Source organism: Nonomuraea sp. NPDC000554 (genome assembly GCF_040300065.1).
Lineage (GTDB): Bacteria > Actinomycetota > Actinomycetes > Streptosporangiales > Streptosporangiaceae > Nonomuraea.
In genome coordinates, this window is record NZ_JBEPDC010000001.1 from 262,065 (window position 1) to 288,079 (window position 26,015).

The 26,015-nt window shown below is 70.5% G+C and carries 26 protein-coding genes and 1 tRNA gene; 11 read left to right on the forward strand and 16 right to left on the reverse strand.

Annotation, left to right across the window (positions count from 1 at the left end; all coding sequences use genetic code 11):
- The first annotated feature begins 94 nt into the window (after positions 1 to 94).
- Together bcp and ABT294_RS01425 are read left to right on the forward strand one after the other, a co-directional pair.
- The gene (gene bcp / locus ABT294_RS01420; protein ID WP_350802725.1) at positions 95 to 568 is read left to right on the forward strand and encodes a thioredoxin-dependent thiol peroxidase; all 474 of its coding nucleotides are present in this window, start codon (positions 95 to 97) and stop codon (positions 566 to 568) included.
- Positions 569 to 758: 190 nt separating this feature from the next.
- A tRNA-Leu gene (locus tag ABT294_RS01425) sits at positions 759 to 841 on the forward strand.
- Between the two features lie 3 nt (positions 842 to 844).
- Here ABT294_RS01425 and ABT294_RS01430 read toward each other — a convergent pair.
- The 3 genes from ABT294_RS01430 to ABT294_RS01440 form a co-directional block, all read right to left on the reverse strand.
- Positions 845 to 1,843, reverse strand: a complete 999-nt coding sequence (locus ABT294_RS01430; protein ID WP_350802726.1) for an HNH endonuclease — start codon at positions 1,841 to 1,843, stop codon at positions 845 to 847.
- A gap of 56 nt (positions 1,844 to 1,899) precedes the next feature.
- Positions 1,900 to 2,826: a 2-hydroxyacid dehydrogenase gene (locus ABT294_RS01435; RefSeq protein ID WP_350802728.1), complete on the reverse strand. Its 927-nt coding sequence runs from the start codon at positions 2,824 to 2,826 to the stop codon at positions 1,900 to 1,902.
- Positions 2,827 to 2,951: 125 nt separating this feature from the next.
- Entirely contained in the window at positions 2,952 to 3,584 is a 633-nt protein-coding gene (locus ABT294_RS01440) for a hypothetical protein (protein WP_350802729.1), read from the reverse strand.
- A gap of 474 nt (positions 3,585 to 4,058) precedes the next feature.
- Here ABT294_RS01440 and ABT294_RS01445 point away from each other — a divergent pair, with 474 nt between their 5' ends.
- The 4 genes from ABT294_RS01445 (at position 4,059) to ABT294_RS01460 (ending at position 9,287) form a co-directional block, all read left to right on the forward strand.
- Complete coding sequence (locus ABT294_RS01445; RefSeq protein WP_350802731.1) at positions 4,059 to 5,234, forward strand: sensor histidine kinase; 1,176 nt, start codon at positions 4,059 to 4,061, stop codon at positions 5,232 to 5,234.
- A 14-nt stretch (positions 5,235 to 5,248) separates the two neighbouring features.
- Entirely contained in the window at positions 5,249 to 5,899 is a 651-nt protein-coding gene (locus tag ABT294_RS01450; protein WP_350802733.1) for a response regulator, read from the forward strand.
- A gap of 123 nt (positions 5,900 to 6,022) precedes the next feature.
- Positions 6,023 to 6,775 (forward strand): ABC transporter ATP-binding protein, encoded by a 753-nt coding sequence (locus ABT294_RS01455; RefSeq protein ID WP_350802734.1) that lies wholly within the window; start codon positions 6,023 to 6,025, stop codon positions 6,773 to 6,775.
- A gap of 1 nt (position 6,776) precedes the next feature.
- A complete protein-coding gene (locus tag ABT294_RS01460; protein ID WP_350802735.1) occupies positions 6,777 to 9,287 on the forward strand; it encodes an ABC transporter permease in 2,511 nt (836 codons plus the stop codon).
- A 215-nt stretch (positions 9,288 to 9,502) separates the two neighbouring features.
- Here the strand turns inward: ABT294_RS01460 and ABT294_RS01465 are convergent, their stop codons facing one another.
- The 5 genes from ABT294_RS01465 to rph all read right to left on the reverse strand — a co-directional run bounded on the left by ABT294_RS01465 (position 9,503) and on the right by rph (position 15,335).
- Positions 9,503 to 9,772 (reverse strand): SUKH-4 family immunity protein, encoded by a 270-nt coding sequence (locus ABT294_RS01465; RefSeq protein WP_350802737.1) that lies wholly within the window; start codon positions 9,770 to 9,772, stop codon positions 9,503 to 9,505.
- The gene (locus tag ABT294_RS01470; RefSeq protein WP_350802738.1) at positions 9,769 to 10,443 is read right to left on the reverse strand and encodes a toxin glutamine deamidase domain-containing protein; all 675 of its coding nucleotides are present in this window, start codon (positions 10,441 to 10,443) and stop codon (positions 9,769 to 9,771) included. Before ABT294_RS01470 ends, ABT294_RS01465 begins: the two co-directional genes overlap by 4 nt.
- A 1,828-nt stretch (positions 10,444 to 12,271) precedes the next feature.
- Positions 12,272 to 13,921, reverse strand: coding sequence for a molybdopterin-dependent oxidoreductase (locus ABT294_RS01475; protein ID WP_350802739.1), 1,650 nt, complete (start codon positions 13,919 to 13,921; stop codon positions 12,272 to 12,274).
- A 107-nt stretch (positions 13,922 to 14,028) separates the two neighbouring features.
- Positions 14,029 to 14,619, reverse strand: coding sequence for an RdgB/HAM1 family non-canonical purine NTP pyrophosphatase (gene rdgB / locus ABT294_RS01480; protein ID WP_350802742.1), 591 nt, complete (start codon positions 14,617 to 14,619; stop codon positions 14,029 to 14,031).
- Complete coding sequence (gene rph, locus ABT294_RS01485; protein WP_350802744.1) at positions 14,616 to 15,335, reverse strand: ribonuclease PH; 720 nt, start codon at positions 15,333 to 15,335, stop codon at positions 14,616 to 14,618. The genes rdgB and rph overlap by 4 nt, the downstream gene beginning before the upstream one ends.
- 83 nt (positions 15,336 to 15,418) lie before the next feature.
- Between rph and ABT294_RS01490 the strand changes: the two genes are divergently transcribed.
- Entirely contained in the window at positions 15,419 to 16,642 is a 1,224-nt protein-coding gene (locus ABT294_RS01490) for an MFS transporter (protein WP_350802746.1), read from the forward strand.
- Here the strand turns inward: ABT294_RS01490 and ABT294_RS01495 are convergent.
- The 3 genes from ABT294_RS01495 to ABT294_RS01505 all read right to left on the reverse strand — a co-directional run bounded on the left by ABT294_RS01495 (position 16,627) and on the right by ABT294_RS01505 (position 19,054).
- Positions 16,627 to 17,379, reverse strand: coding sequence for an MBL fold metallo-hydrolase (locus ABT294_RS01495; RefSeq protein ID WP_350802747.1), 753 nt, complete (start codon positions 17,377 to 17,379; stop codon positions 16,627 to 16,629). The genes ABT294_RS01490 and ABT294_RS01495 overlap by 16 nt on opposite strands.
- A complete protein-coding gene (gene murI / locus ABT294_RS01500; RefSeq protein ID WP_350802748.1) occupies positions 17,348 to 18,199 on the reverse strand; it encodes a glutamate racemase in 852 nt (283 codons plus the stop codon). The genes ABT294_RS01495 and murI overlap by 32 nt, the downstream gene beginning before the upstream one ends.
- Before the next feature lie 63 nt (positions 18,200 to 18,262).
- Positions 18,263 to 19,054 carry a thioesterase family protein gene (locus ABT294_RS01505; RefSeq protein ID WP_350802750.1) on the reverse strand — a complete coding sequence of 264 codons (792 nt, stop codon included), beginning with the start codon at positions 19,052 to 19,054 and terminating at the stop codon, positions 18,263 to 18,265.
- A gap of 109 nt (positions 19,055 to 19,163) precedes the next feature.
- Between ABT294_RS01505 and ABT294_RS01510 the strand changes: the two genes are divergently transcribed.
- Both ABT294_RS01510 and ABT294_RS01515 read left to right on the forward strand, forming a co-directional pair.
- Entirely contained in the window at positions 19,164 to 19,490 is a 327-nt protein-coding gene (locus tag ABT294_RS01510) for a hypothetical protein (protein WP_350802752.1), read from the forward strand.
- An 85-nt stretch (positions 19,491 to 19,575) separates the two neighbouring features.
- Positions 19,576 to 21,381 carry a DUF3352 domain-containing protein gene (locus tag ABT294_RS01515; protein ID WP_350802753.1) on the forward strand — a complete coding sequence of 602 codons (1,806 nt, stop codon included), beginning with the start codon at positions 19,576 to 19,578 and terminating at the stop codon, positions 21,379 to 21,381.
- A gap of 100 nt (positions 21,382 to 21,481) precedes the next feature.
- On the opposite strand, the gene ABT294_RS01520 is transcribed toward ABT294_RS01515, so the two are convergent.
- The 5 genes from ABT294_RS01520 to clpS all read right to left on the reverse strand — a co-directional run bounded on the left by ABT294_RS01520 (position 21,482) and on the right by clpS (position 24,089).
- Positions 21,482 to 22,429, reverse strand: coding sequence for a PLP-dependent cysteine synthase family protein (locus ABT294_RS01520; protein WP_350802754.1), 948 nt, complete (start codon positions 22,427 to 22,429; stop codon positions 21,482 to 21,484).
- Between the two features lies 1 nt (position 22,430).
- Positions 22,431 to 22,703 (reverse strand): MoaD/ThiS family protein, encoded by a 273-nt coding sequence (locus ABT294_RS01525; protein WP_350802756.1) that lies wholly within the window; start codon positions 22,701 to 22,703, stop codon positions 22,431 to 22,433.
- A 137-nt stretch (positions 22,704 to 22,840) separates the two neighbouring features.
- Positions 22,841 to 23,242: a M67 family metallopeptidase gene (locus ABT294_RS01530; protein ID WP_350802757.1), complete on the reverse strand. Its 402-nt coding sequence runs from the start codon at positions 23,240 to 23,242 to the stop codon at positions 22,841 to 22,843.
- A 9-nt stretch (positions 23,243 to 23,251) separates the two neighbouring features.
- The gene (locus ABT294_RS01535) at positions 23,252 to 23,776 is read right to left on the reverse strand and encodes a DUF2017 domain-containing protein (protein WP_350802758.1); all 525 of its coding nucleotides are present in this window, start codon (positions 23,774 to 23,776) and stop codon (positions 23,252 to 23,254) included.
- 10 nt (positions 23,777 to 23,786) lie between these two features.
- Entirely contained in the window at positions 23,787 to 24,089 is a 303-nt protein-coding gene (gene clpS, locus ABT294_RS01540) for an ATP-dependent Clp protease adapter ClpS (protein WP_301309461.1), read from the reverse strand.
- Positions 24,090 to 24,126: 37 nt separating this feature from the next.
- Between clpS and ABT294_RS01545 the strand changes: the two genes are divergently transcribed.
- Positions 24,127 to 25,410: a nicotinate phosphoribosyltransferase gene (locus tag ABT294_RS01545; protein ID WP_350802759.1), complete on the forward strand. Its 1,284-nt coding sequence runs from the start codon at positions 24,127 to 24,129 to the stop codon at positions 25,408 to 25,410.
- 15 nt (positions 25,411 to 25,425) lie between these two features.
- Positions 25,426 to 25,995: a nicotinamidase gene (locus tag ABT294_RS01550; protein WP_350802760.1), complete on the forward strand. Its 570-nt coding sequence runs from the start codon at positions 25,426 to 25,428 to the stop codon at positions 25,993 to 25,995.
- Positions 25,996 to 26,015: the final 20 nt, after the last annotated feature.

Here is a 26,015-nt window from a genome sequence, read left to right on the forward strand (position 1 = left end):
GTCGGCGCTGGTCGTGATCAGTCTGTCAGGTCGCCGTGCCGTACGGCACGGCGGGCAGCCAGGTAGGTTTTGCAGGACGAACTCTGGAGGGCCCATGACCGAAACCAAGCTCGCGCCCGGCGACGCCGCGCCCGAGTTCACGCTACCCGCAGCCGACGGCACCGCCATCTCCCTCGATGCCTACCGCGGCAAGCGAGTGATCCTCTATTTCTACCCCGCCGCGATGACGCCTGGCTGCACCAAGCAGGCCTGCGACTTCCGCGACAACCTCGCCCAGCTCACCGCCGAAGGTTTCGCAGTACTCGGCGTGTCGAAGGACAAGCCGGACAAGCTGGCCAAGTTCGTCGAACGCGACAGCCTGACCTTCCCGCTCCTGTCGGACCCCGACCTCCAGGTCCACAAGGCGTACGGCGCGTACGGCACCAAGAAGCTGTACGGCAAGGAGGTGGTGGGAGTCCTCCGCTCCACCTTCGTCATCGACGCCGACGGCAAGATCGAGCAGTCGCTCTACAACGTGAAGGCCACCGGCCACGTAGCGTCCCTCAAGAAGAAGCTCGGCCTCACCTGACCCCCCGCGGGCCCTCCCCGGAGGGCCCGCTCGCGCCACCGCCGGCGCGGCCCGTTCACGCGCCCTTCACGGCCGGGGGTAATGGCGCGAGATGCGCGGGTGAAGGGCCGCCACATTGCTGATCAAACTCAGTGCTGTCGCGTGCCAGTGTGGCGCTAAACTAGCCGAGGCCCGCCATGGCGGGAACTTCGCGGGCGTGGCGAAATGGCATACGCGGCAGGTTTAGGTCCTGTTGGTGGAGACACTGTGGGGGTTCGAGTCCCCCCGCCCGCACTTCTAGCGTTCTGTCTGGCGGCCACGGTTACGTCCGGCGAATGTCACCGTCTGCGAGTGACAGTTCGGGCAGAGGAATCTCAGGTTCTCCCTGCGGTTATCGAGCGGATTACCGTTGATGTGATCGACCTCCAGCGTCAACGGCTCCCCCTGCCACGCCTCTCCGACCTGGCACTTCGCACACACCGCGGGAATTCCGATGTGGACGAGCGCGCGACGGAGGGCCGCCCCCGGCGTGCGGCCGGTATCACGAGGACGCTCCACGAGCACCGCCGCCGGATCTCTGCGCGGCCGACTGAGCAGCGAACTCGACAACTCGCGGGAGAAATGCGAGGTGTCGACCCCGTAGTGTCGGAGGCATCGCAGGACCCGCCGTCTGTTGGTCTCATTGACCGGAAGCTTCATGAAACGCATCATTCCGGCCACGGAACGCGAAGCTTCAGCGGCGGCCCGGACGGCCTCCTCCTCCAGATGCAACCGCCGGAAACGGGCCGGTTCGTCGATGCCGTATTCCCGAAGTTGACGGCGGATCTCCTCACGGACCCTGCCATAGTCGGGCAGGCGCAGGCGTTGAAGGACGTCCCTCATACTTCGCGCCTCCTGCGCGGCTTCGGCGAGGGTGTCGCGGTCGAATCGCCCACAGGAGGAAAACTGCGCACCTGAGGCATGGGAAAAGTGCGATATATCGATACCTGCCGCTCTTATCCTTCGGGCGATGTGGGAATGAGCGCCGCCTCTGCGCGGAATTCCAAGGTAGTCCAGAACGCCGTAGACGCTTGTCGAAGCGGCCACCGCCTCGGCCAGGACGTCGGGCGTGTACTTCGTCCAGGCCATCCGCCGGAAATGCGTGGTGTCAAGGCCCAGCTCGTCTATTCTCCGCCGAATTCCGGTGCGGCGACCGCCGGAGTTCTTCAACCCGAGCATCGACAGCACCTCGGCCATCGACCTGGCCTGGCTCACGCATCGAGCCAGTTCTTCCGGGGAGATATCGGCACGCGACATGAGGGCAGCGTATAGACGCCGACAGACATTTCCTGGCGGCGCGAAATGTTAATAGATCAGGTCACCAGGTTGGCGGGCTGGTTGCCGTTGGCGTATTGGGCGATCTGGGCGGCTGCTGTCCGCCAGGCGCGGTCGTCGGCGTTGTGGACGTCGCCCGCGACGTGCGGGGTGATCAGGACTCCCGGGATGTGCCACAGAGGGTGGTTGCACGGCAGGGGTTCCGGGTCCGTCACGTCGAGGATGGCACGGAGGCGGCCTGATCTGGCCTCCGCCACCAGGGCGTCCGTGTCCACGATGGGGCCGCGGGCCGCGTTGACGAGGATGGCGCCGTCGCGCATCTGGGCCAGGAAGCGTTCGTTCACCAGATGGTGGGTCGTCTCCGTCAGGGGCAGCATGATCACGACCACGTCCTGGTCCGGGAGGAGGGTCCGGAGGTCCGACATGGCGCGGACGTCCTCGCGGGCGTGGCGGGCGATCAGCGTGGTGTCGACGCCGAAGGGGGTCAGGCGGGCCTTCAGGTTCCTCGCCAGGTCGCCCGCGCCGAGGACGAGGACGCGCTTGCCGTCCAGGGTGTCCGTGTCGTGCTCCTGCCAGGTGGCGAGCCTCTGGGCGGCGGCGAAGGACGGGAGGTCGCGGTAGACCGCCAGGAGGGTGGCGACCGTCCACTCGGCCACGGGCGGGCCGAAGACGCCCCGGACGTTCGACAGGCACACTCCGCCCGGCAGGCGGCCCTCCCACTGGTCGGTGCCGGCGCTCAGGGTCTGGACCAGGCGGAGGGAGCGGAGGCCGGCGATGATCGCCAGGATCTCGTCCACCGGGCCTGAGGGGACGACCATGACCTCGGCGTCCGCGGCTTCGTCCGGCAGGGGGGCCGTGAGGTTGTAGAGCAGGGGCCTGACACCGTCGAGGGCGGACAGGACGGCCATGCCGCGCTCTTCGGGCACCAGCGCCAGGATGGTGCGATCTTCCGGGCGGTCTGTCACGGTTCCCCCCGTTCCGCCGCCTGTGGGACTCCCCCTGTCATTGCCCTCGACCGGACGGGGAAACCTCAGAAAAGCCCAGGTGAGAGCCGCCCCCGGCCCATGATGATCACGGGCCGCCGCGGCTTCTAGCCGGTTCGGGTCGGGACGGGCAGGGGCGTCGTGGGCATGATCGTGGGCAGGGGCTTGGGCGCCATCGACGGCCACGGCGTGGGCACCGCGTATGGCGGGTAGACGTAGGGGCCCTGGTCACGGCAGTAGGTGCCGCCCGGGACAGCACGGCAGTCGGGGAAGTCCGGGTAGCGGTGGACGGGGCCGCGATGCGGGCCCCAGCCGTCGCGGCCAGGGAGTCCCTCCCAGTGGGCGTAGCCGATGCTGCGGTGCGCGATGCCGCCGATCAGCGCCACCGCTCCACCGCCGAGCAGCCCGCCGATGACGAGCCCGATCAGCCCGGCGCCGATGATCTGCGCCGGCTTCTGCCGGATGAAGTCGCGGAAGGCGTCCGACCGCGGCGGCCGCGAACCGGCCCAGGCAGCACCCGCCGGCGGCCCCGACGCGCCCGCACCGGCCTGTGGTCCTGACGATCCAGGGGCCGCCCCCTCCTGCGGTCCCTGCCCGCCATGGGCCGCCGCGGCCTGTGGCGGCTGCGTTCCAGCGGGCCCTGCCGCCGCGTGGGCCGCAGCGGAGGTTCCGGCGGCCGTCCCGGACCCAGGCAGGTGAGACGCCGTCCGGACCTCGGTCGGCGCGTACGCGCCTGGCACGGTGTGCGCGGGGTCGGGAGCCGGGCGGGCGCCCTCCGAATCAGCAGCACCATGGGGTGGCGCAAGGTCGACGGACAGATCTGCAGGATCGGCAGATTCACGGGTGTGCGCGGGGTCCGGCGGCTCGGATCCGGCCTCAGGGCCCGGTTGCACGTGGGCCACAGGCTGGGGAGCGGTGGGTTCCGTCGCCGGTGACGCGTCCGGCGCGGGACGGGTGCGGGCGGGGTCCGGTAAGCCGGTGGCTCCAGGGGCCGGGTCGCGCGGCGCTTCCTCTTCGCCGCGCGACCCAGCGTCGCGATCATGATCCGCCATCACGATCTCCCTTTACTCGCCCGCGAGGGCGCTCCCATCGACAAGATTGCCGAATCTCCCGTAAGGCCCGCGTAAGACCCACCCGACGTAAGACTTGGGTCGTACACCAACTTCCCCCTTCAGGTGGACCATACGCCAGCGACCCTTACATATCGTGATGATGTGTTCGGCAGGGTACGAGTGTGGACCACGAGCCACCGCAAGCTGATGGACGCCCTGCGAGTGGCGCCACTCGCCGCGCTGTGCCTGCTGCTGGCCATCCCCTACGCGACCGTCCCCACAGCGGGCGGCGACTACCCGGGGCTCTCCGGCTACTCGGTGCTGTCGGTCCTGCTGCTGGTCCCGCTGCTGTGGCAGCGAGACCGCCCGCTGACCGTCTTCGCCGCCGTCGCGCTGATCAGCTTCGGGCAGTGGCTGGCGCAGGTGAACCCGCTGCCCGCCAACATCGCGGTGCTGGTGGCGCTCTGGTCGGTGGCCTACAGGTGCTCACTGCGATGGGCGCTGGCCGCGGGCCTGGTGGCCGAGCTGGGCGCCTTCCTCGCCGTGGTGCAGTGGGGACAGCCCACATTCGGCATGTTCTTCAGCAGCTCGATCTTCATCGTGACGGTCTGGCTGACCGGCCTGTACGCCAGCACCCGCAGGCGCTACCTGGAGGGCCTGGAGGAGCGGGCCGAACGGGCCGAACGGGAACGCGACCAGCAGGCCAGGATGGCCGCCGCGGCCGAGCGCACCAGGATCGCCAGGGAGCTGCACGACGTGGTGGCCCACAACGTGAGCGTGATCGTGGTGCAGGCCGACGGCGCGGGCTACGCCATCGACAGCGACCCGGAGCAGGCGCGGCTGGCCGTCAAGAACATCTCCAAGACCGGACGCGAGGCGCTCGCGGAGATGCGCAGGCTGGTCGGCGTGCTGCGCGAGAACGAGGCCGGCGGCACCGACTACCTGCCGCAGCCCGGCCTGGCGCAGCTGGAGGAGCTGGTGGGCGGCGCGGGCGTCCCCGCGAGGCTGCGCACCCGCGGCGCGCCGGGCGAGCTGCCGGAGGGGCAGCAGCTCGCGGTGTACCGCATCGTCCAGGAGGCCCTGACGAACGCGCTCAAGCACGGCGGTCCGGGCGTCAGCGCGCTGGTCGAGCTGGACTACGGCGGGGCCGAGCTGGTGGTCAGAGTCACCGACGACGGCAGGGGCGCGGCGGCGCCCCGCAGCCCGGACGGGCACGGGCTGGTCGGGATGCGCGAGAGGGTCGGCATGTACGGCGGCGCGGTCTCCGCAGCGCCGAAGCCGGGCGGCGGGTTCGAGGTGCTGGCACGGCTGCCCGTGCCCCAGCCCAGAGCGGCGTAGAGGAGGTACGGCCGGTGATACGCGTGATGCTCGTCGACGACCAGGAGTTGCTGCGCGCCGGGTTCAGGATGGTGCTGGGCGCCCAGCCGGACATCGAGGTGGTCGCCGAGGCCGCCGACGGGGCCGCGGCGCTGGAGATCCTGGAGCGCACCGAGGTGGACGTGGTGCTCATGGACGTCCGCATGCCGAGGATGGACGGCGTCGAGGCGACCCGCCGGATCGACGGCCCGAAGGTCCTCATCCTGACCACGTTCGACCTGGACGAGTACGCGTTCTCCGCGGTCAAGGCGGGGGCCGCCGGCTTCCTGCTGAAGGACGTCCCTCCTGCCGAGCTGGTGACGGCGATCAGGTCGGTGCACGACGGCGACGCGGTGATGTCGCCGAGCACGCTCAGGCGGATGCTGGACCGCTTCGCCGCGCACCTGCCCACGGAGGAGCTGGCGGCGACGGACGAGCTGACGCCGCGCGAGCGCGAGGTGCTTCTCATGGTCGCGCGTGGCCTGTCGAACCTGGAGATCGCCGCCCGGCTGGAGGTGGCGGAGGCGACGGTGAAGACGCATCTGGGCCGGGTGCTGGCCAAGCTGGGGCTGCGGGACCGCGCCCAGGTGGTGGTGTACGCGTACGAGGCGGGCCTGGTGGTGCCGTCCCATCGGCCGAAAGGCTGAGCGAGGTCATCTCAGGGCCTACACCAAGTCCCTCCTTGAGGCCCATAATTCCTGAACATTCCACTCATAGCGTTGGTCGCGTTCCAGACATGACGACGTTCCAGAAGGACGCTAGGAGTGAACGTGACCCTGACCGAGACCCGGCGCCAAGCGCCTGCCGCCGTGGTGGCCAGAGCCCTGACCAAGGTGTACGGCCAGGGCGACGCGCAGGTGCACGCCCTGCGCGGCGTGGACGTCGCCTTCGCCACGGGCGCGTTCACCGCCATCATGGGGCCTTCCGGCTCTGGCAAGTCGACGCTGATGCACTGCCTGGCCGGGCTCGACTCGGCGACGTCGGGCACCGTCCACATCGGGGACGTGGAGCTCACCGGGCTCAACGACAAGCAGCTCACGCTGCTGCGCAGGGAGCGGATCGGCTTCATCTTCCAGGCGTTCAACCTGCTGCCGACGCTGACCGCCGAGCAGAACATCCGGCTGCCGCTGGAGATCGCCGCCCGCCAGCCGGACCAGCTGCTGTTCGACCGCGTGATCGAGACTGTCGGGCTGAAGGACCGGCTCGGCCACAAGCCGACCGAGCTGTCGGGCGGCCAGCAGCAGCGGGTCGCCGTGGCCAGAGCGCTCATCAGCAAGCCACAGGTGATCTTCGCGGACGAGCCGACGGGCAACCTGGACTCGCGCAGCGGCGCCGAGGTGCTGTCGTTCCTGCGGACGTCGGTGCGGGAGCTGGGGCAGACGATCGTCATGGTCACGCACGACCCGGTGGCCGCCGCCTACGCCGACCGCGTGGTGTTCCTGCGCGACGGCGAGCTGGTCAGCGAGATCACCGCGCCGTCGCCGCAGTCGGTCCTCGACACGTTGATGAAGCTGGAGGCCTGAGGTGCTGAAGACGGCACTGGCCGGGCTGCGCGCGCACACGTTGAGGCTGCTGCTCACGTCCCTGGCCATCACGCTGGGCGTGGGCTTCATCGCGGGCACCTTCGTGCTGACCGACACCATCAAGGCCGGGTTCTCGCAGCGGGTCACGGCGGAGGCGGACAAGGTCGCCGTCGCCGTCCTGGCGAAGAACGCCGAATCCGGCAAGTCCGACGCGGTGCTGCCGGAGGCCACGCTGGAGCGGGTGCGCGCGGTACCGGGGGTCACCGACGCGCGGGGCCTCGTGCGCGGCCCCGCGCCGCTGCTGGGCAAGGACGGCAAGGTGGTCGGGAGGTACACCCCGACGACGGCGGTCTCCGTCGTCACGGGGCCGCTGAACCGCACCTCGATCGTCAGCGGCACCGGGCCCGGGTCCGACGACCAGGCGGCGGTGCTCGACAAGAACACCGCCAAGGCCCAGGGCTTCCACGTCGGCGACACGATCACGGTGCTCGACGCCAAGCAGGGCAAGCACCCGTTCAAGCTCGTCGGACTCTTCGACCCCGGTGTGGACCAGGAGCTCGCCTACACCGGCGCGCTCGGCTTCACCACCGCCACCGCGCAGCGCATGACCGGCGCGAAGGGCTACCACGAGATCGACGTCGCGGGCGCCGACCCGGCGCGGCTCAAGCAGGCCGTGACGGCGGCCGTGGGCGGCGGGGCCGTCGTCAAGACCGGCGCCGAACTGGCCGACAGCCTGGCCTCGGCAGCCGGTGTCGAGGTCGAGACGCTGTCGATCGGGCTGCTGCTGTTCGGCCTGGTGGCGATGCTGGTGGCCGCGCTGGTCATCTACAACACGTTCAACATCCTGATCGCCCAGCGCACCCGGGAGATGGCGCTGCTGCGCTGCATCGGGGCCACCCGCGGGCAGGTGTTCGGCTCGGTCCTGATCGAGTCACTGGTGGTGGGGCTGCTCTCCTCGGTGCTCGGCCTGCTGGCGGGGTACGGCCTAGGGGCGCTCACGATGCTGGTGCTGGGCTCGCTGGACGTCCCGCTGCCGACGGACGCCGCCGTCACGCTGGCCCCGGCGACGGTCGTGATCGGCCTCGTCCTGGGCCTGGCGGTGACGGTGGGGGCGGCGCTGCTGCCCGCGCGCACCGCGACCAGGGTCGCGCCGATGGCGGCGCTGCGCACGCAGGTGGAGGAGCAGACGTTCCGCACGGGCGCGCTGCGCGCGGTGTTCGCCGCGCTCTTCGTGCTGGCCGGGCTGGGGGCGGCCGCGGTCGGCGCGCTGGTCATGAAGCCGGGCGAGCAGACCTCTCTGCTCGTCGTCATGGGCGGCGGCGCGCTGACCTTCCTGGCGGTGCTGATCCTCGGGCCGGTGCTGGTCAAGCCGCTGAGCGCGCTGGTCGGGTGGCTGCCCCGCAGGCTGTTCGGCGTGCCGGGACGGCTGGCCGTCGACAACTCCGGACGCAATCCCAGGCGCGCCGCCACCACGACCGTGGCGCTGACCGTCGGCGTGACCCTGATGACGCTGATCTCGGTGATCACCGCGTCCATGCGGGTGACCATGGACGCCAAGCTGGACCGCCAGTTCCCCGTCGACTACGCGCTCGTCACGCAGTCCGGTGAGGCCGCCATCCCCCGCACCGTCGGCGACGGGCTGCGGGCCCGGCCCGAGCTGGCCTCGGTGGTGCAGATCCGCGGCACCGAGGTCAAGCTCGACAAGGGACGGTACGAGGTCGGCACGTTCAAGGGCCCGATCAAGCCGCAGGTCACGACGGGGTCCATGAGCGCTCTCGGCTCCGGGCAGGTGGCGGTGGCCGACTACGCGGCCGAGCGGCTCGGCGTGCGGGTGGGTGACACGCTGCCGGTGCGCACCACCAAGGCCGGCACCGTCACGCTGACGGTCGCCGCCGTCTTCACCGGCGAGAACGCGCCGCTGGCGGCGCTGACCGTCGGCGAGCGACAGTTCGACGAGTACTTCGGGACGCTGCCGGACGCTCGGGTGATGGTGAACATCCGGGACGGCGTGCCGGCCGAGCAGGCCCGCAAGGTCGTGGACGCGGCGGCTGCCGCCTACCCGGCGGTCCAGGTGAGCAGCTCGACCGAGGTGCGCGGCCAGTTCGACGAGACGCTGGACATGCTGCTCATGATCATCACCGGGCTGCTGGGGCTGGCGATCCTCATCTCGCTGCTCGGCATCGCGAACACGCTTTCGCTGTCGGTGCACGAGCGGACCAGGGAGTCGGCGCTGCTGCGGGCGCTCGGGCTGACCAGGCCGCAGCTGCGGCGGATGCTCTCGCTGGAGGCGCTGGTGCTCGGGCTCATCGGGGCGCTGGTCGGCGTGGTGCTCGGCAGCGCGTACGCGTGGGCGGCGATGCGGGCGATGGTGACGGACGCCGTGTTCTCGGCGCCGGTGTTGCAGATCGCCCTGTTCGTGGTGCTGTCGGGGCTGGCGGGAGTGCTCGCGGCGGTACTGCCGGCCCGCCGCGCGGCCCGCGCCTCGATCGTCGGCTCACTAGCTACCGGATAGATACCCCCGCGACCCGATAAAGGTCGATAAATCGGGATAGAGACCGTGCGGGGCCGCAACGGCGAGTTGCATCCCCGCGGCCCCGCACCTCCCGGCCGGGCGTTCAAGGGGGGCAACGCCCGGCCGCAGTACCCGTACCGCCCGGCAGTCGGCCCGGGCACCGGCTCCTCACCGCACGATTCCAAGCCGACGCGGCCGGCGCGTCTGTCCCCCGGTCAGCGGGGGGTGCGGCCCGGCCACAGTTCGGCGACCGTTTCCGGGTCGAGGAGCGGACGGTTCACCACTTCTCCAGTGGCCCTGTCGATCACGATGCAGCCGCCGCCGACCTCCCTGGGCAGCACCACCGGATCTTCGGAATCCGTCTCCCTGACCCAGGCAACGTAGCCTTCGCTGAACCTGTAGATCCCCACGCAGACGGCCTCGTGCGCGGGGCGGACCCCGTTGAAGTACTCCTCCGCCACCGCCCTGGCCTGGTCGAGGTTCATCGGGGGTGCCCCTGTCTGTCGACGATGACGCAGAACACGCCGGTCACCGTGGTGTACGGCGGTTCGACGGCCATATGGCCGCGCTGCGCGTCGATCCAGATCACCTCGCCGTTGGAGTTGACGGCGTTCCACGCGTGCGCCCCGCCTCCCGGCCAGCGCACCACGATCACCGCCGCCGCCCCGTGACCGGCCTCCAGCAGCCTCCGCGCCACCATCGGGTAGGCGTGCCGTCCCTTGCCCGCGTACTGGAAGCGCTGGCCGATCCACCGTTCCATCCTGGACACGCCACCGACCTCGGGGGTGAGCAGGGGCCTGCCGATCCGGTCGTACTCGCGCAGCCTCGGCGCGGCGGCGGCCGGTTCGCCGTGCCACGTCGAGACCACGGCCAGCGCGCAGTCGGCCGCGTTGGACGCCCGGAACGGGTCGTCGGCAGGCCCGCCACCGTTGATCAGCCTGACCCAGGTGCCGCGCGGGTCCGGGAAGCGGGTTCTGGGGGGCACTGCGAGAGCGAGGTCCTGCTCAACCTGCGCCTCCGGCTCCGCCAGCCCGCCGGGCAGGCCGTACGGTCGGCTGTCGGCGAGCCGGGGCGGCCGATGCGGCCGGTCGAACCAGTCATGCCCGGCAAACCCCACCTGCCGAACAGCACCCCACGCCCCGGCCTCCCCGTCCACGACACCTGCCGGGACTGCCCCAGCGGTGACCGCCCCGGCAGGGAAGCCAGGCGGCACCGTCCCGGCGGAGACAGCACCAGGCAAGACCGTACCCGCAGGCGCACCACCGGACGGCACCGCACTGACAGGCCCACCACCGAGCGCCATACCCACAGACGAAGCACCAGGCAGCGCCGCACCAACCGGCCCAGCACCGGGCAGCGCCGTACCGGCAGGCGCACCACCAGGCGGCACCGTACTGGCGGGCGCAGCACCGGGCAGCGCCGTACCGGGCGGCACCGTACCGGCTGGGACAGCGCCGAGCGGGACGGCGCCGGAGGCTCGCCCGGCCCGCGCGCCACGCTGACCGGTCGGCGGAAGCCCGCCCGCCACGGGTCCGCCTGCAGAATGTTCACTTCCCGGCGCAAGCCCACCCCCCATGAGCCCGCCTGCCGCAAGCAGGCCTCCCACCGACCCAGCTGCCGAAAGCCCGCCTCCCGCCGCCCCAGCCGCCGTAAGTCCGCCTCCCATGGGCCCGCCTGCTGAAGGCCCGCCTCCTGCTGATGCGGCCGCCGCAGGTCCGCCTGCTGTGGGCCCGGCCGCCGAAAGCCCGTCGAGCCCCTCCGCCGAATGTCTGTCCGCCGGAAGTGCGCCCGCCCTGAGTCCGCCAAGTCCCTCCGCCGGAAGTCCGGCCGCGGGGAGCCCGCCAAGCCCCTCCGCCGGAAGTCCGGCCGCGGGGAGTCCGTCAAGTCGCTCTGCCGGGAGTGCGCTCGCAGGCTCGATCGCGGGTGCGCCTGTGAGCGTGCCGTCGGCGCCAACGCCGCCCGTCGAAGCGCGGACCGGCGAACCGCCCACCGGCCTCTCCTTGTGCTCGTCGCCCCCAAGGCTCTCTCCTACCGGAGCCTCTTGACGACCGTCGCTCGCCGAAAGACCTCTCCCCGCAGCGGCCTCGGGGTCACCGCCCACCGGGAATTCCCTCGCCCTCGCAGTCGGAAGGGCGGCACTCGCCGAACGGCTGTCTGGAGGGCCGTCGTCAATGCCGTCACCCGCCGGAAAGCGTCTCACCCCACCGGTCTCAAAACCACCCCCCGTCGGAAGGCGCCTGGTCACACGGGCCTCAGAGCCATCCCCCACAGGAAGGCGTCTCGCCCTACCGGTCTCAAAGCCATCCCCTATCGGAACGCGCCTGGTCACACCGGTCTCAGAGCCATCCCTCGCGGCGAAAGCTCTCGCCGCACCGGCCGGAAGGCCGCTCACCGAGGTCCCCCTCGCCAGAGCACCGTCCATGCCGTCGCTTGCCGAGGCGCTCCCCGCCGCAGCGGTCCCCCTAGAGGTGCCCACCGTCGAGGCGCTCCTCGGTGAGGTGTCTTCGAGGCTGTCGGTTGCTGAGGAATCTCTTGCCTGAGGGTCTCCGAGGCCGTCGCTCGTCGCGGAAGCCCTTGTCGGAGCTTCGGTCGTGGAGTCGTTCGCTGAGGAGTCGGCCGGTGGGAGTTCCCTCGAGGGCGGTGGGGTGTGCTCGGCGGCGCGTTCGTAGTCGCGCCACCTCACCCCCTCGCCCACGACCGGGTCGTAATGCCCTTCGGGAAGGACCCACCGGACGCTGGGCTTGCGGTCGCGGGACACGTCCTGCCTCCTGTCGTGCTTGACGACCGATCGTAGAGGCGCGGCCGTGGCCGGGAGGGGCAGTCAGGAATGTTCGCGCGGCAAACTGGCCGCCGTACCAGGGCAAACACGGAGATCCTGGGCGGACGGCCGCACGTCACGGTCGCCTCCACAGCGCGACCGGACGGCCCTGGGCGGGTGGTCTCACGTCACCTCGACGGCGCGCACCGGGTGGCCCTGGGCGGGCTCACGTCACTGTCAACTCAACGGTGTGCCACCCGGTCGCGCCGTCGGGCGCGGGTGGGGCCTGCTGCTCGGTCTGTGTGCGGCCGTGCGCGTCGGTCGCCCGCACCTGGATCGTGTGTTTCCCGGGGGACGCGTCCCAGTCGTACGACCACTGCCGCCAGGTGTCGGGGCCCGGAACCTGAGCCAGCCGCGCCTGCCGCCACTCCCCCCGGTCGACGCGCACCTCCACCGCGTCGACGCCGGTGTGCTGCGCCCACGCCACCCCGGCCACGGTGGTACGTCCGGCCGGCACGGAGGCGCCCGGCCTCGGCAGGTCGATGCGGGACTGGGTCTTGATCGGCCCCTTGGCCGCCCAGCCCCGGGGTGTCCAGTAGGCCTCGTCCTGGTCGAACCTGGTCACCTTGATGTCCGTGACCCACTTGGTGGCCGAGACGTACCCGTACAGGCCGGGCACCACCTGCCGGACGGGGAAGCCGTGCTCGACGGGCAGCGCCTCGCCGTTCATCGCGATGGCGAACAGCGCGTCGCGGCCGTCCGTCACGACGTCCAGCGGGGTGCCGCAGGTGAAGCCGTCGGCCGAGGTGGACAGCAGCATGTCGGCGTCGGACCTGATGCCCACCTCACGCAGCACGTCGGCCATCCGCACGCCCAGCCAGCGCGCGTTGCCCGCGTACGGGCCGCCGACCTCGTTGGAGACGCAGGTCAGCGTCACGTAGGACTCGGTGAGGGGACGCCTGAGCAGGTCGTCGTAGGTGATCTCGACGGGCCGGTCCACCAGGCCGTGGATGCGCAGCTTCCACTGCCTCGGATCGACCTGCGGGACGATCAGCGCGGTATCGACCCGGTAGAAGTCCCGATTTTTCGTGATGAAGGGTGACAGGCCGTTGATCCGGAGGTCCGCCCCGGCGGGCAGCGGTTTGGCGGGGTACGCGGGGGCGGGCAGCGCGAGCCGGGTCCTGGCGGCGTCGATCATCTTCCGCCCGCCCAGCATCTGCCCGACGACGGCCCCCACCCCGGCGACCGCCACGCCGCCGGCGACCCCGGTCAGCAACCGCCGCCGATCGAACGCGTACGGCTCACCCCCGGCCCGCATGACGGCGGGCCGCTCGGGGCCGGTCGCGCCTTCGCCCGGCACAGCACGCGACTCGGGAGTCGTCTCGCCGCCACTCGGCACGGCGGGCCGCCCGGGACCGGTGTCGCCGGTGCCCGGCACAGCAGCCCTCCGCATCAGCCGGCCGAGCGCCCACCCACCGGCCAGGACGCCCACCGCCGTGGGAAGCGCGTCGACGACCCCGGCGCCCGGCCTGGTCAGCACGGCGAGCACGCCCACGACGCCGAACAGGCCGAGCCCGGCCCACCCGTAGCCTGGCCGCCGCCTGGCCAGGACGCCGATCACGGCCGCGATCAGGGCGAGCACCGCGAGCACCCCGCCGACGAGGACGGTCTTGTCGTTCTCGCCGAAGTTCTCGATCGCGAACTCTTTCAGCCACGCCGGCGTCAGGTCGACGAACGCGTCGCCGACGGCCACGACGGGAAACGTCTCGGGCCCGACCAGCCCGGCCACCAACTCCGCCACGCCCAGCGCGACGCCCCCGGCCACCAGGCCCACCAGCGCACCGGCCCAGACCGGCACGACCACGTTTCTCTGCACGCAACAGACGCTACGCCCCCGCGTGCGGGCCGGTTCTTACACGGTGGTTACGTGAGTGGTTACGTGAGTGGTTACGTGAGTGGTTACGTGAGTGGTTACGTGGGTGCTTACGAGGCCAGCAGGCCGCGGACGACCGGCGCGAGAGCGCGGAAGGCCCGCCCCCGGTGGCTGATGGCGTCCTTCTCCTCGGGCGACAGCTCCGCCATGGTGCGCGTCTCGCCGTCGGGCACCAGGACGGGGTCGTAGCCGAACCCGTTGGTGCCGCGCGGTGTGGTGATGAGCCGCCCGCTGAGAGCGCCTTCCACGACGCGTGACTCGCCCGACGGCAGGGCCAGTGCGGCGGCGCAGGCGAAGTGGGCCGTCAGCTTCTCGGCGGGCACGTCGGACACCTGCGCCAGCAGCAGCTCCAGGTTGGCCTGGTCGTCGCCGTGCCGCCCGGACCAGCGGGCCGAGAACACGCCGGGCATGCCGTTCAGCACGTCCACGCAGAGGCCGGAGTCGTCGGCCACCGCGGGCAGGCCCGCCCCCTGCGCGACCGCGTGCGCCTTGAGCAGCGCGTTCTCCTCGAACGTGACGCCGGTCTCGGCCACCTCGCCGATGGCGGGGAACTCCTCCAGGCCGACGATGTCGAAGCCGGACAGGATGCGGCGGAGTTCAGCGATCTTGCCCGCGTTGCGCGTGGCCAGCACGATCTTCATGCGCTCAGGGACTCCTGTTGGATCAGCGTGAGCTCCTCGCAACCGGCCGCGGCCAGGTCGAGGAGCCGGTTGAGCAGGTCGCGGTCGAAGGGGGCGCCCTCGGCGGTGCCCTGCACCTCGACGAAGCTGCCGTCGCCGGTCATCACCACGTTCATGTCGGTCTCGGCGGAGACGTCCTCGGTGTAACAGAGGTCGAGCATCGGCACCGAGCCGACCACGCCGACCGAGACGGCCGCGACGGAGCCGACCAACGGGTCGCCGGGGCACATCTTGCGCTCGCGCATCCACGCGACCGCGTCGGCCAGCGCCACGTAGGCGCCGGTGATGGCCGCGGTGCGGGTGCCGCCGTCGGCCTGCAGGACGTCGCAGTCGAGCAGCACCGAGTTCTCGCCCAGCGCCTTGTAGTCGACGCAGGCGCGCAGCGAGCGCCCGATCAGCCGGGAGATCTCGTGCGTGCGCCCGCCGATCTTGCCGCGCACCGACTCGCGGTCGTTGCGGGTGTTGGTCGCCCTCGGCAGCATCGCGTACTCGGCGGTGACCCACCCCTGGCCGCTGCCTCTGCGCCAGCGCGGCACGCTGTCCTGGACGGAGGCCGCGCACAGCACGCGGGTGCCGCCGAACTCGACCAGGACGGATCCTTCTGCATGGGCCAGCCAGTTCCTGGTGATGGTGATCGGGCGGAGCTGGTCGGGGTTGCGGCCATCCTGTCGAGACATGCAGTTCACCCTATCTCCGTGCCGTAACACTCTTGACCGAAAGTGTCCGACACATAGATCCTTACGCAATGACAATGGGGGTGTTGCGAAACCCTGACTTTCTCCGGTTCCTCAGCTCCCACGTGGCGAACGAGCTCGGTGCCAATGTCGCACGTGTCTCGCTCCCTCTGGTTGCCGTGCTCGTCCTGCACGCCTCCCCCCTCGAGCTGGGAACCCTCTCCGCACTGCAGACGGTCGCGTTCCTGGTGATCGGGCTGCCCGCCGGAGTCTGGGTCGACCGGATGCGCAAGCGACGCGTCATGCTGACCTCGGACCTGATCCGGTTCGTCCTGCTGGGCAGCATTCCGCTGGCCTACGCGCTCGGGCTGCTGTCGATCCCCATGATGTTCGCGATCGCGCTGCTGGCCGGCACCGCGCAGGTCTTCAACGACGTGGCCGACCAGACCTACACGCCCGAACTGGTCAGCCGGGAGAACCTGGGCGACGGCAACGCCAAGCTGGAGTTCGTGCGCTCCGGCGGCGCGCTGGCGGGGCCCAGCCTCGGCGGCCTGCTCGTGCAGGTGGTCGGCGCCCCGTGCACGCTGCTGGCGACCGCTCTGGCGTCGCTCGGCTCGGTGCTCTTCCTGAGCAGGATCAAGACCCCTGACGCGCCGCCCGGCGAAGTGGAGCGGTCCGGTCTGGTCAAGGGCATCGGCGAGGGGTTCGCGTTCATCTGGTCGGACCGGCTGTTACGGATGATCGTCGCGACCACGGCGGCCACGAACTTATGCGTCAGCGCGGTGCTCGCCCTGTCAGTGCTGTTCCTGGCCGACGTGGTCGAGCTGTCGCCGGGCGTGATCGGCGTGCTGCTCATGTCCGGCGCCGTGGGCGGCCTGCTCGGCGGCGCCACCGGGAGCTTCCTGTTCAAGCGGTACGGGACGGCACGGGTGACGTTCCTGGCCATCACCCTCAGCTCGCCCTTCGGCCTGCTGCTGCCGATGACGCAGCCCGACTGGCGGGTGGCGTTCTTCACCATCGCCTCGATCGCGCTCTCGTGGGGGGCGATCCTCTACAACGTCGGCCAGATCACCTACCGCCAGCTGGTGGCCCCCAGCCACATGCTCGCCCGGGTCAACGCCACGGTGCGGTTCGTGGTCTACGGCACGCTGACCGTGGGGGCGCTGCTCGGGGGGCTGGTGGCCCAGCAGATCGGGGTCCGGCAGGCGCTGTGGCTGTTCATGGCCTGCCGTCTCCTCTCCTTCCTGCCGCTGCTCTTCTCACGGCTGCCGCGCCTGCGCGACTTCACCGAGGCTCAGGCCAAGTCGTAGGTGGCGCCGCTCCTGGCCAGCTCGATCGGCCCCTGGTAGCCGCCGGTCGCCGCCTCGTCCATGACCTTGTTCTGGTCGTTCCAGGGCACCAGGTGGGTGAGCACCAGCCTGCCGACGTCGGCCCTGGCTGCGTGCTCGGCGGCCTGGCGGCCGGTCAGGTGCAGGTCCGCGGGCAGGCCGGGTCTGTCGAGGAAGGACGCCTCGCACAGCAGCAGGTCGGCGCCCTTGGCCAGCCGCACCAGCTCGGACGACTCGCCGGTGTCGCCGGAGTAGGCCAGCACCCGTCCGCGGTCGGCGACGCGGAAGCCGTACGCCTCGACGGGATGGTTCACCAGGCCCGCGGTCAGGGTGAACGGCCCGATCTCGAAGCTGCCCGGCGCGAGCGCGACGAAGTCGAAGGCGCTTTCCAGGCCGGGCTCGTCCGGCATGCCGTACGCGGCCGCCAGCCGACGGGGCGCGTCGGCGGGGGCGTAGACGGGCACCTTCGGGTACGGCGCGTCGGGCCCGTACGTGCGGGCCACGTGGTAGCCGCAGATGTCCAGGCAGTGGTCGGCGTGCAGGTGCGACAGGCAGACGGCGTCGATGTCGTAGAGGCCGGCGTGACGCTGGAGCGCTCCTAGGGAGCCGTTGCCGAAGTCGAGCAGCAGCCTGAACCCCTCCGATTCCAGGAGATAGCAGGACGCGGGGCTGTCGGGGCCGGGAAAGCTACCCGAGCAGCCGACGATGGTCACCTTCATGTGGGCCTCCGTTCCAGGTACTACCCCCCAAAGGTGCGACTTCGACCGCGTCGATCTCCGGGCCGAGGAATCGCCGCCCGAGCTGGGCGAAGAGCGTGGAGTCGCCGGTGGCGAGGAAGCGGTGCCGGGGGGTGGCTCCGTTCCGCGCCGCCAGGTCGCGGTCGTGCAGGATCCGATAGACGTCCTTGGCCGTCTCGTCGGCGCTGGAGACCAGCGTCACCCCGTCGCCCGCGACGTACGAGATCGCGCCGGTGAGCAGCGGGTAGTGGGTGCAGCCGAGGATGAGCGTGTCGCAGGAGGCGGCCCGGATGGGTTCCAGGTAGCCGCGCACGACCTCGATGAGCTCGTCGCTCGTCGTCTCTCCTCGTTCGACGTACTCCACCAGGCGTGGGGCGGCCACGCCGGTGAGTCGCACGTCGGGGGCCGCGGTGAAGGCGTCGTGGTACGCCATCGAGTCGATGGTGGCGCGCGTGGCGATCACCCCGACCCTGCCGGTGCGGGTGGCGCGCACCGCGCGCCGGGTGGCCGGCTGGATCACCTCGACGACCGGCACGTCGTACCGCTCGCGGGCGTCGCGCAGCACGGCGGCGCTGGCGCTGTTGCAGGCGATCACGAGCAGTTTGACGCCGTGCTCGACGAGGTGGTCCATCACCTCCAGCGCGTAGGCGCGCACCTCGGCGATGCGTTTCGGCCCGTAGGGCTGTCGGGCCGTGTCGGCCACGTAGGTGATGGACTCGTGCGGGAGCTGGTCGATGATCGCTCTCGCGACCGTCAGACCGCCCACTCCACTGTCGAAGATCCCAATACTCGCGTCCGGCACAGTTCTAGAGGGTAGGCGACCTGCGGGATCTTCTCTGCGTAAGAATCCTCACACTGCGCGTCGTCAGCCGCGTCCCACGCGGGCGAGCTGGCGTGACTGGGCGACGAGCCTGCCGGTTGAGTCGCGGACCTCGACCTCCTCGTCGAACCAGCCGTCGGAGACCAGGCGGCCGGCGCCGATCAGGGTGAGCAGGCCGGGAGCGGGCAGGGCGCGCAGGTGCCAGGTGAGGTCCACGGTGGGGGCCCAGCCGCGGGCGCCCGCGGAGAACACGACGGGCGGGAGGGCGTCCACGGCCAGGGCCAGCACGTACGGGTCGGGGTCCTGCGGTTCGGCCATCCGGAAGTAGGCGCGCGACTCCGGCCTGCCGGTCGGCGTGCCCGTCAGCCAGCCGATGGTGGGCGGGTCGAACAGCAGCTCCAGCTGGGCGTTCAGCGTCATGTTGGACTCGGGCTTGGGATTGGGCAGCTTCACGCAGTCTTCAGGACGTGGCATGACGAAGGCCGATTCATCGGCGTATACGGGTTCGACGTCGTGCAGCGTGGCCGTCGTGACCAGGCTCTCGATCTGCGCCACGCCGTCCTGGACCAGCGTGGCCCTGGCGAAGGCGGCGGTCCTGCCCGCCCTGAGGTGCTCGACCCGCACCTGGGCGGGGCCCGCGACGGGCGCCTTCAGGAACTGCGCGGACGTGGTCACCGGGTGCTCGAACGGCGAGGCGTCCACCGCGGCGCGCAGGAGCACGGCCAGCAGGTAGCCGCCGTTGAGCGGGCCGCCGATCGCGTATCCGGGGTCGAGGCAGACGTCGTAGGTGCCCTCGTCGACCCGGATCGCCTGCGTGGCCTCGTCGAACTTGGTCATCCGCCCTGCCTCAAAGCCGGAACTATATTCTAGTAGCCTCACACTCTACGACATTCGCCCATCAGCGCGCCTACCTGCGGAAACGGACTCCCGGTGAGAAAGTTCGATCATGGGAAACGTCACAGAGCTGCTGGGGCAGTCGGTCTGGGACTCCAACGGGGTCTGGGTCGGCCAGGTCGTGGACATCCGGGTCATCAAGAACAAGGGCGAGCTGCAGCAGGCCCAGACGATCTGCGGGCTGGTCGTCTCCGGCAGGCGCGGTCCGCTCCTGCGCCGGTTGACGGGCGATCGCCAGGGCAGCCTCGGCTGGCTGGCCGAGCTCCTGGCCCGGGTGTTCTACGTGGGCTGCACGTTCGTCCCGTGGACGGACGTCATCGACTACAGCGGTGGCGAGGTTCACATCAGCACCACCCGTAATACCCTTACCCGCGCCTAAATCCGACTTCAGTACATTGCAAGCGCCTGTCTAGCAACATCAGCTACCTTCTTTGTGGTCAAAAGTCCACATTGTGAGTTGAGTGATGTCTGCGAATAATCCCCCAGGCGGCCAGGATCCCAACCGGACCACGGCGTACCGCTGGAACCAGGAACAGCCGCCAGAGAACCCGGCGTCTCACGGCCAGCCGTACCCGCCCCAGCAGCCCCCGTACGGCCAGCAGCAGTACGGGCAGCAGGGCTCCGCCTCGTACGGGCAGCAGGCGCCATACGGGCAGCAGGCGTCCTACGGCCAGCAGCCCCAGGGGCAGCCGTACGGCCAGCCGCAGTACGGACAGCAGCCCTACGGCCAGCAGCCCGCGTACGGGCAGCAGCAGCCCTCCTACGGCCAGCAGGAGCAGTACGGGCAGTCCGGCTGGCAGCAGCAGGGCCCCGACGGTTTCGGGCCCGCCGAGCCCGCCAAGAAGGGCCGCAAGAGCTGGATCATCGCCATCGCCGCCGCGCTGGCCGTGGTCCTGCTCGGTGGCGGCGCCGTGTGGGCGGTCGGCGCGATCGGCGGCGGCGGCACGCAGCCGCACGAGGTGCTCCCTCCCAACTCGGTCGCCTACGTCCGCTTCGACCTGGACCCCGCGGCCAACCAGAAGCTCGCGCTGTTCCAGATCGCCCAGAAGTTCACGGCCACCAAGGACGTCTTCAAGGGCGACGACCCGCGCCAGGCACTGTTCGAGGCGATCAAGAAGGACGGCGACGAGGACCTCGCCAAGATCGACTTCGCCAAGGACGTCGACCCGTGGCTGGGCAGCAGGATCGGCGTGGCGGTGGTCCCGTCGGGCGGTGAGGAGCCGGACTACGCGCTCGCCGTCCAGGTGAAGGACGAGGAGCAGGCCAAGGCCGGCATCGCCAAGCTGATGGGCAAGGACAAGTACGGCCTCGCCTTCCGCGACGACTACGCGCTCATCACCAGCGAGCAGGCGAAGGCCGACAAGTACGCCGCCGAAAGCGGCAGCCTGGCCCAGAACGCCGAGTTCAGCGACGACCTGAACGCGCTCGGCGAGCAGGGCGTCATGTCGTTCTGGACGCATCTCGGCGAGATCGGCAAGCTGGCCAAGAGCGGCATGACCCCCCAGGAGGCCAAGGCCCTGGAGCAGGTCAAGAACGCCAGGTTCACCGGCGCCCTCCGCTTCGACAGCGCCTACGCCGAACTGGCCGGCGTGATCAGGGGCGGCGAGGGTCTGACGGACGGCGACGTGCCCACCACCAACCTGGCCACGCTGCCGGGCTCGACCGCGGGCGCGCTGTCCATCTCGGGCCTGGACCAGGTCATCACCAAGAAGTGGGCCGAGGTGGAGCAGTCGGCGGCCGCGTCGCCGGAGGTCAAGTCCTTCATCGACCAGGCCAAGACCAACCTCGGCCTCCAGCTTCCCGACGACCTGGCGACGCTCTTCGGCAAGAACCTGACCCTCGCGGTCGACAGCGAGGGCCTCGACGGCAACCAGATCAAGGGCGGCGTCCGGATCGTCACCGACCCGGCCAAGGCCCAGACGGTGGCCGACAAGATCGAGCAGGCCCTGACGTCAGGCGGCCAGCAGGCGCCGAAGCTCGCCAAGATCAAGGGCGACGGCACGTTCACCGTCGCCACCACCGACGAGTACGCCAAGAAGCTGTCGGAGGACGGCAACCTCGGCGACAGCGAGACCTTCCAGACCGCCATCCCCGACGCGGGGAACGCCACCTTCGGCCTGTACGTGGACCTGGACAAGGTGGAGAAGTACTACCTGCAGAGCATGGAGGGCGACGACAAGGCCAACGCCCAGGTGCTCCGGGCGGTCGGCCTGAGCGGCAAGACGTCCGAGAGCGAGGCGACGTTCTCGCTGCGGGTGCTGTTCAACTGACCGAGCGCGAGGGGCCTGGCGGCTCCGTCTGACCCGAGCGGGCGGCCGGCGACATGCCGGCCGCCCGATTCGTTCCCGGCCCTGGCCCAGCCGCGAAGCCTCAGGCCCAGAGCTGGCCTTCGAGCCTCTCCTCGGCCTCGTCCAGGGTGCCCTCGTAGGCGCCGGTGGACAGGTACTTCCAGCCGCCGTCGGCCACCACGAAGACGATGTCGGCGCGCTCCCCCGCCTTGACGGCCTTGCTCGCCATCCCGAGGGCGGCGTGCAGGGCGGCGCCGGTGGAGACGCCCGCGAAGATCCCCTCGGACGCCAGCAGCTCGCGGGTGCGGCGCAGGGCGTCGGCGGAGCCGACGGAGAAGCGCGTGGTGAGCACCGACTCGTCGTACAGCTCGGGGACGAAGCCCTCGTCGACGTTGCGCAGGCCGTACACCAGCTCGCCGTAACGCGGCTCGGCGGCCACGATCCGCACCTCGGGGACGCGCTCGCGCAGGAACCGGCCGACGCCCATCAGGGTGCCCGTGGTGCCGAGCCCGGCGACGAAATGGGTGACCGTCGGCAGGTCCGCGAGGATCTCCGGGCCGGTCGTCTCGTAGTGGGAGCGCCAGTTCGCCGGGTTGCCGTACTGGTACAGCATCACCCAGGACGGGTTCTGCGCCGCGAGCTCCTTGGCGACCCGCACGGCCTCGTTCGAACCGCCCGCGGCGGGCGACGAGATGATCTCGGCGCCCCACATGCGCAGCAGCTGCCTGCGCTCCTCCGAGGTGTTCTCCGGCATCACGCAGATCAGCTTGTAGCCCTTGAGCTTGGCCGACATCGCCAGCGAGATGCCGGTGTTGCCGCTGGTGGGCTCCAGGATCGTGCAGCCGGGCGTGAGCAGGCCGTCCTTCTCCGCCTGCTGCACCATCCAGAGCGCGGGCCTGTCCTTGATCGATCCGGTCGGGTTGCGGTCCTCCAGCTTCGCCCAGAGCCGCACGTCCGCGGACGGCGACAGGCGAGGCAGGCCCACGAGCGGCGTGCGGCCGACCGAGTCGATCAACGATTCGAAGCGCATGTCACCCGCCGGCGACGGCAGGCAGCACGGTCACCGTGTCACCGTCGGACACCGGAGTGCCGAGGCCGCCGAGGAAGCGCACGTCCTCGTCGTTCAGGTACACGTTGACGAAGCGGCGCAGGGCGCCCTGGTCGACCAGGCGGTCCTTGAGGCCCGGATGGCGGGACTCAAGGTTGCTGATGAGCTCGTCGAGGGTGGCGCCCTCGGCGTCGACGGACTTGGCGCCGTCGGTGTAGTTACGCAGGATGGTCGGAATGCGAACCTCGATGGCCATCGCGGTCAGTCTCCTCAGGTCGGGTCGTCCCATCGGCGGCAACGCCGACGGCTGGCTGTGGATTCCAGCTCAGCGACAGTCGTAGACGACAACGGCCGGGGTGTGCGCGAAGAGGAAGCTCTGCACCGGCCGGACCATCATGGGAGAAACCTTACCTCCTCCTCCATGACCGCCCCATCGAGGATCCGGTAGGAGCGGAACTCCACCTTGTCCTCGTCCCTGGTCGACACCAGGACGTAGTGGGCGTTCGGCTCGGAGGCGTAGGTGATGTCGGTGCGCGAGGGGTAGGCCTCGGTCGCCGTGTGCGAGTGGTAGATCACGACGGGCTCCTCGTCGCGGTCGTCCATCTCGCGCCAGACACGGAGCTGCTCCAGCGAGTCGAAGCGGTAGAACGTGGGCGAGCGTTCGGCGTTCTCCATCGGGATGAACCGCTCGGGCACGCCGTCGCGGCCGGCGATCACACCGCACGCCTCGTCAGGGTGGTCGGCCCGGGCATGGGCCACGATCTTGTCAACCAGTTCCTGCGCGATCGTCAGCATGCCCGGAAGCTACCAGAGGGCGCGAACCAGGCTGTCCTGGAGGAAGGTGAGCCAGTCGTAGGTGACGTAGGCCGGGTAGCGGGGGTCGTCCTCGGACATCGTGGCGATCACGTCGTGGATCTCCTCGGTCACCTCCAGCTTGGTGCCGAGCGCCAGCCGCACGTCGTTGAGCGCGCGCAGCCACGCCTGCGCCTGCTCGGGCGTGAGCTCCCTGCGACCGGGCTCGGCGGTGTCGAGCATGGTCTGGGCGTCGGCGCGCTTGCCGTCGCGCAGCGTCGCCTCCGTGTAGCGGCGGAACTCCGCCGCCTCCTCCGGATCCTGGTAGGCCGACGGGAACAGGCGCGCGAGCACCGGGTCGGACGGCGTGCGGGCGTCGCCGATGCCGAGGGCGCGCTCCAGCGGGTCGTCGCTGGTCTCGCCGGGAGCCACCAGGCCGAGGACCTGGCTGACCAGCGAGCGCAGGATCGACACCTCCGCCGCCTCGAACTCCGCGATGACACCGCCGCCGCTCCTGGCCGAGAACCCCGAACTCACCCGCGCCGCCTCACTTGATCGAGTCCGGCTGGACCGTCGCCCACAGGCCGTAGGAGTGAAGAATCTGCACATCGCGTTCCATCTCTTCACGGGTGCCGCTGGACACGACGGCCTTGCCCTTGTGGTGGACGTCCAGCATGAGTTTCTCCGCCTTCTCGCGCGTGTAGCCGAAGACGGTCTGGAAGACATAGGTCACATAGGACATCAGGTTGACCGGGTCGTTCCAGACGATTGTCACCCATGGCAGATCGGGCCGGACGTCCGAGGACGGACGCTCGACGGCGATTGGAGCGGTGCTACCCACATTCACCATCCTGCCCTACCTCGGCCGTAGTCTTCGACTTGTGACAATGACCATGAGCACTGCGTTGCTCACAGATCACTATGAGCTGACGATGTTGCAGGCGGCGCTGCGGAGCGGCGCCGCCCAAAGGCGCGCGGTCTTCGAGGTGTTCGCCCGGCATCTGCCTGGTGGACGGCGTTACGGGGTTGTCGCCGGCGTGGGACGTGTCCTCGACGAACTGGAACATTTCCGTTTCGGTGACGAGGAGCTCACCTTCTTGCGGGAGAACCACGTGGTCGACGAGTCGACCCTGGCGTTCCTCGCCGACTACCGGTTCTCGGGGAGCATTTACGGCTACCGCGAGGGCGACGTGTACTTCCCGGCCTCCCCGATCATGGTGGTGGAGGGCAGCTTCGCCGAGGCCGTGCTGCTGGAGACGCTGATCCTGTCGATAATGAACCACGACTGCGCGATCGCGTCCACCGCCTCGCGGATGTCCAACGCGGCGGGCACCCGTCCGATCATCGAGATGGGCTCGCGCCGCACGCACGAGCGGGCGGCCGTCGCCAGCGCCCGAGCCGCCTACCTCGCCGGTTTCGCCTCGACGTCCAACCTGATGGCCGGACACGTCTACGGCGTGCCCACGGCCGGTACGGCGGCGCACGCGTTCACCCTGCTGCACGACTCCGAGCAGGAGGCGTTCGAGGCCCAGATCGCCTCGCTCGGCCCCGAGACGACGCTGCTGGTCGACACCTACGACGTGGCCGAGGCGGTGCGCACCGCGGTCGAGCTGGTCGGGTCCAAGCTGGGGGCGGTCCGCATCGACTCGGGCGACCTGGGGGCTGCGGCGCAGGACGTCCGCGAGCAGCTCGACGCGCTGGGCGCGTTCAACACCCGCATCCTGGTCACGTCCGACCTGGACGAGTACGCCATCGCCGCGCTCGCAGCCGCCCCCGTCGACGGGTACGGCGTCGGCACCTCGCTGGTGACGGGCTCGGGAGTCCCGACGGCGGCGCTGGTCTACAAGCTGGTGGCGCGCGAGACCGCGGCGGGCTCGCTGGAGCCGGTGGCCAAGCGCTCGGTCGGCAAGCCCTCGCGCGGCGGGCGCAAGCAGGCCTACCGCCTGATGGACGAGTCCGGCCACTTCGACACCGAGCTGATCACCACCTCCGGTCTGGTGCCGGACGGCGGCATCCCCCTGCTGCACGAGCTGGTGCGCGACGGCGAGGTCGTCGGCAGGGAACCGCTGGCGGCGGCGCGCATCAGGCACGCCGAGACGGTCGCCAGGCTCCCCCAGGAGGCGCTCCACCTCGGCAGAGGGTACGCGGCGATCCCCACGGAATTCGCCTGACGTATCGTGCTCAGTATGGGCAGCGCGCTGATCGTCGTGGACGTGCAGAACGACTTCTGCGAGGGAGGCAGCCTCCCCGTGGCCGGCGGTTCCGAGGTGGCGGCCGCCATCACCCGCCACCTGTCGGAGCACGGCTACGACCACGTGGTGGCGACCCGCGACTACCACGTCGACCCCGGCTCCCACTTCTCCGAGACCCCCGACTTCGCCGGCACCTGGCCCCAGCACTGCGTGGCCGGCACCCCCGGCGCCGACTTCCACCCGTCCTTCGACGTGTCAGGGGTCGACGAGTTCTTCAGCAAGGGCGCCCACGCGGCGGCCTACAGCGGCTTCGAGGGCTCCTCGGGAGACGGCGTCACCCTGGCCGGCTGGCTCGACGAGCACGGCGTGCGCGAGGTGGACATCGTGGGCATCGCCACCGACCACTGCGTGCGGGCCACCGCCCTGGACGCCGCCAAGCACGGCCTCGCCGTCCGCGTCCTCCTGGGGCTCACGGCCGGCGTGGCCCCCGAGACCACGAAAGCGGCCCTGGAAGAGCTGAAGGCGGCCAGGATCATCCTCCAGGGCAGCCCGGTGCTCCGCTAGGCGGTTCCCGTGGTTTCAGG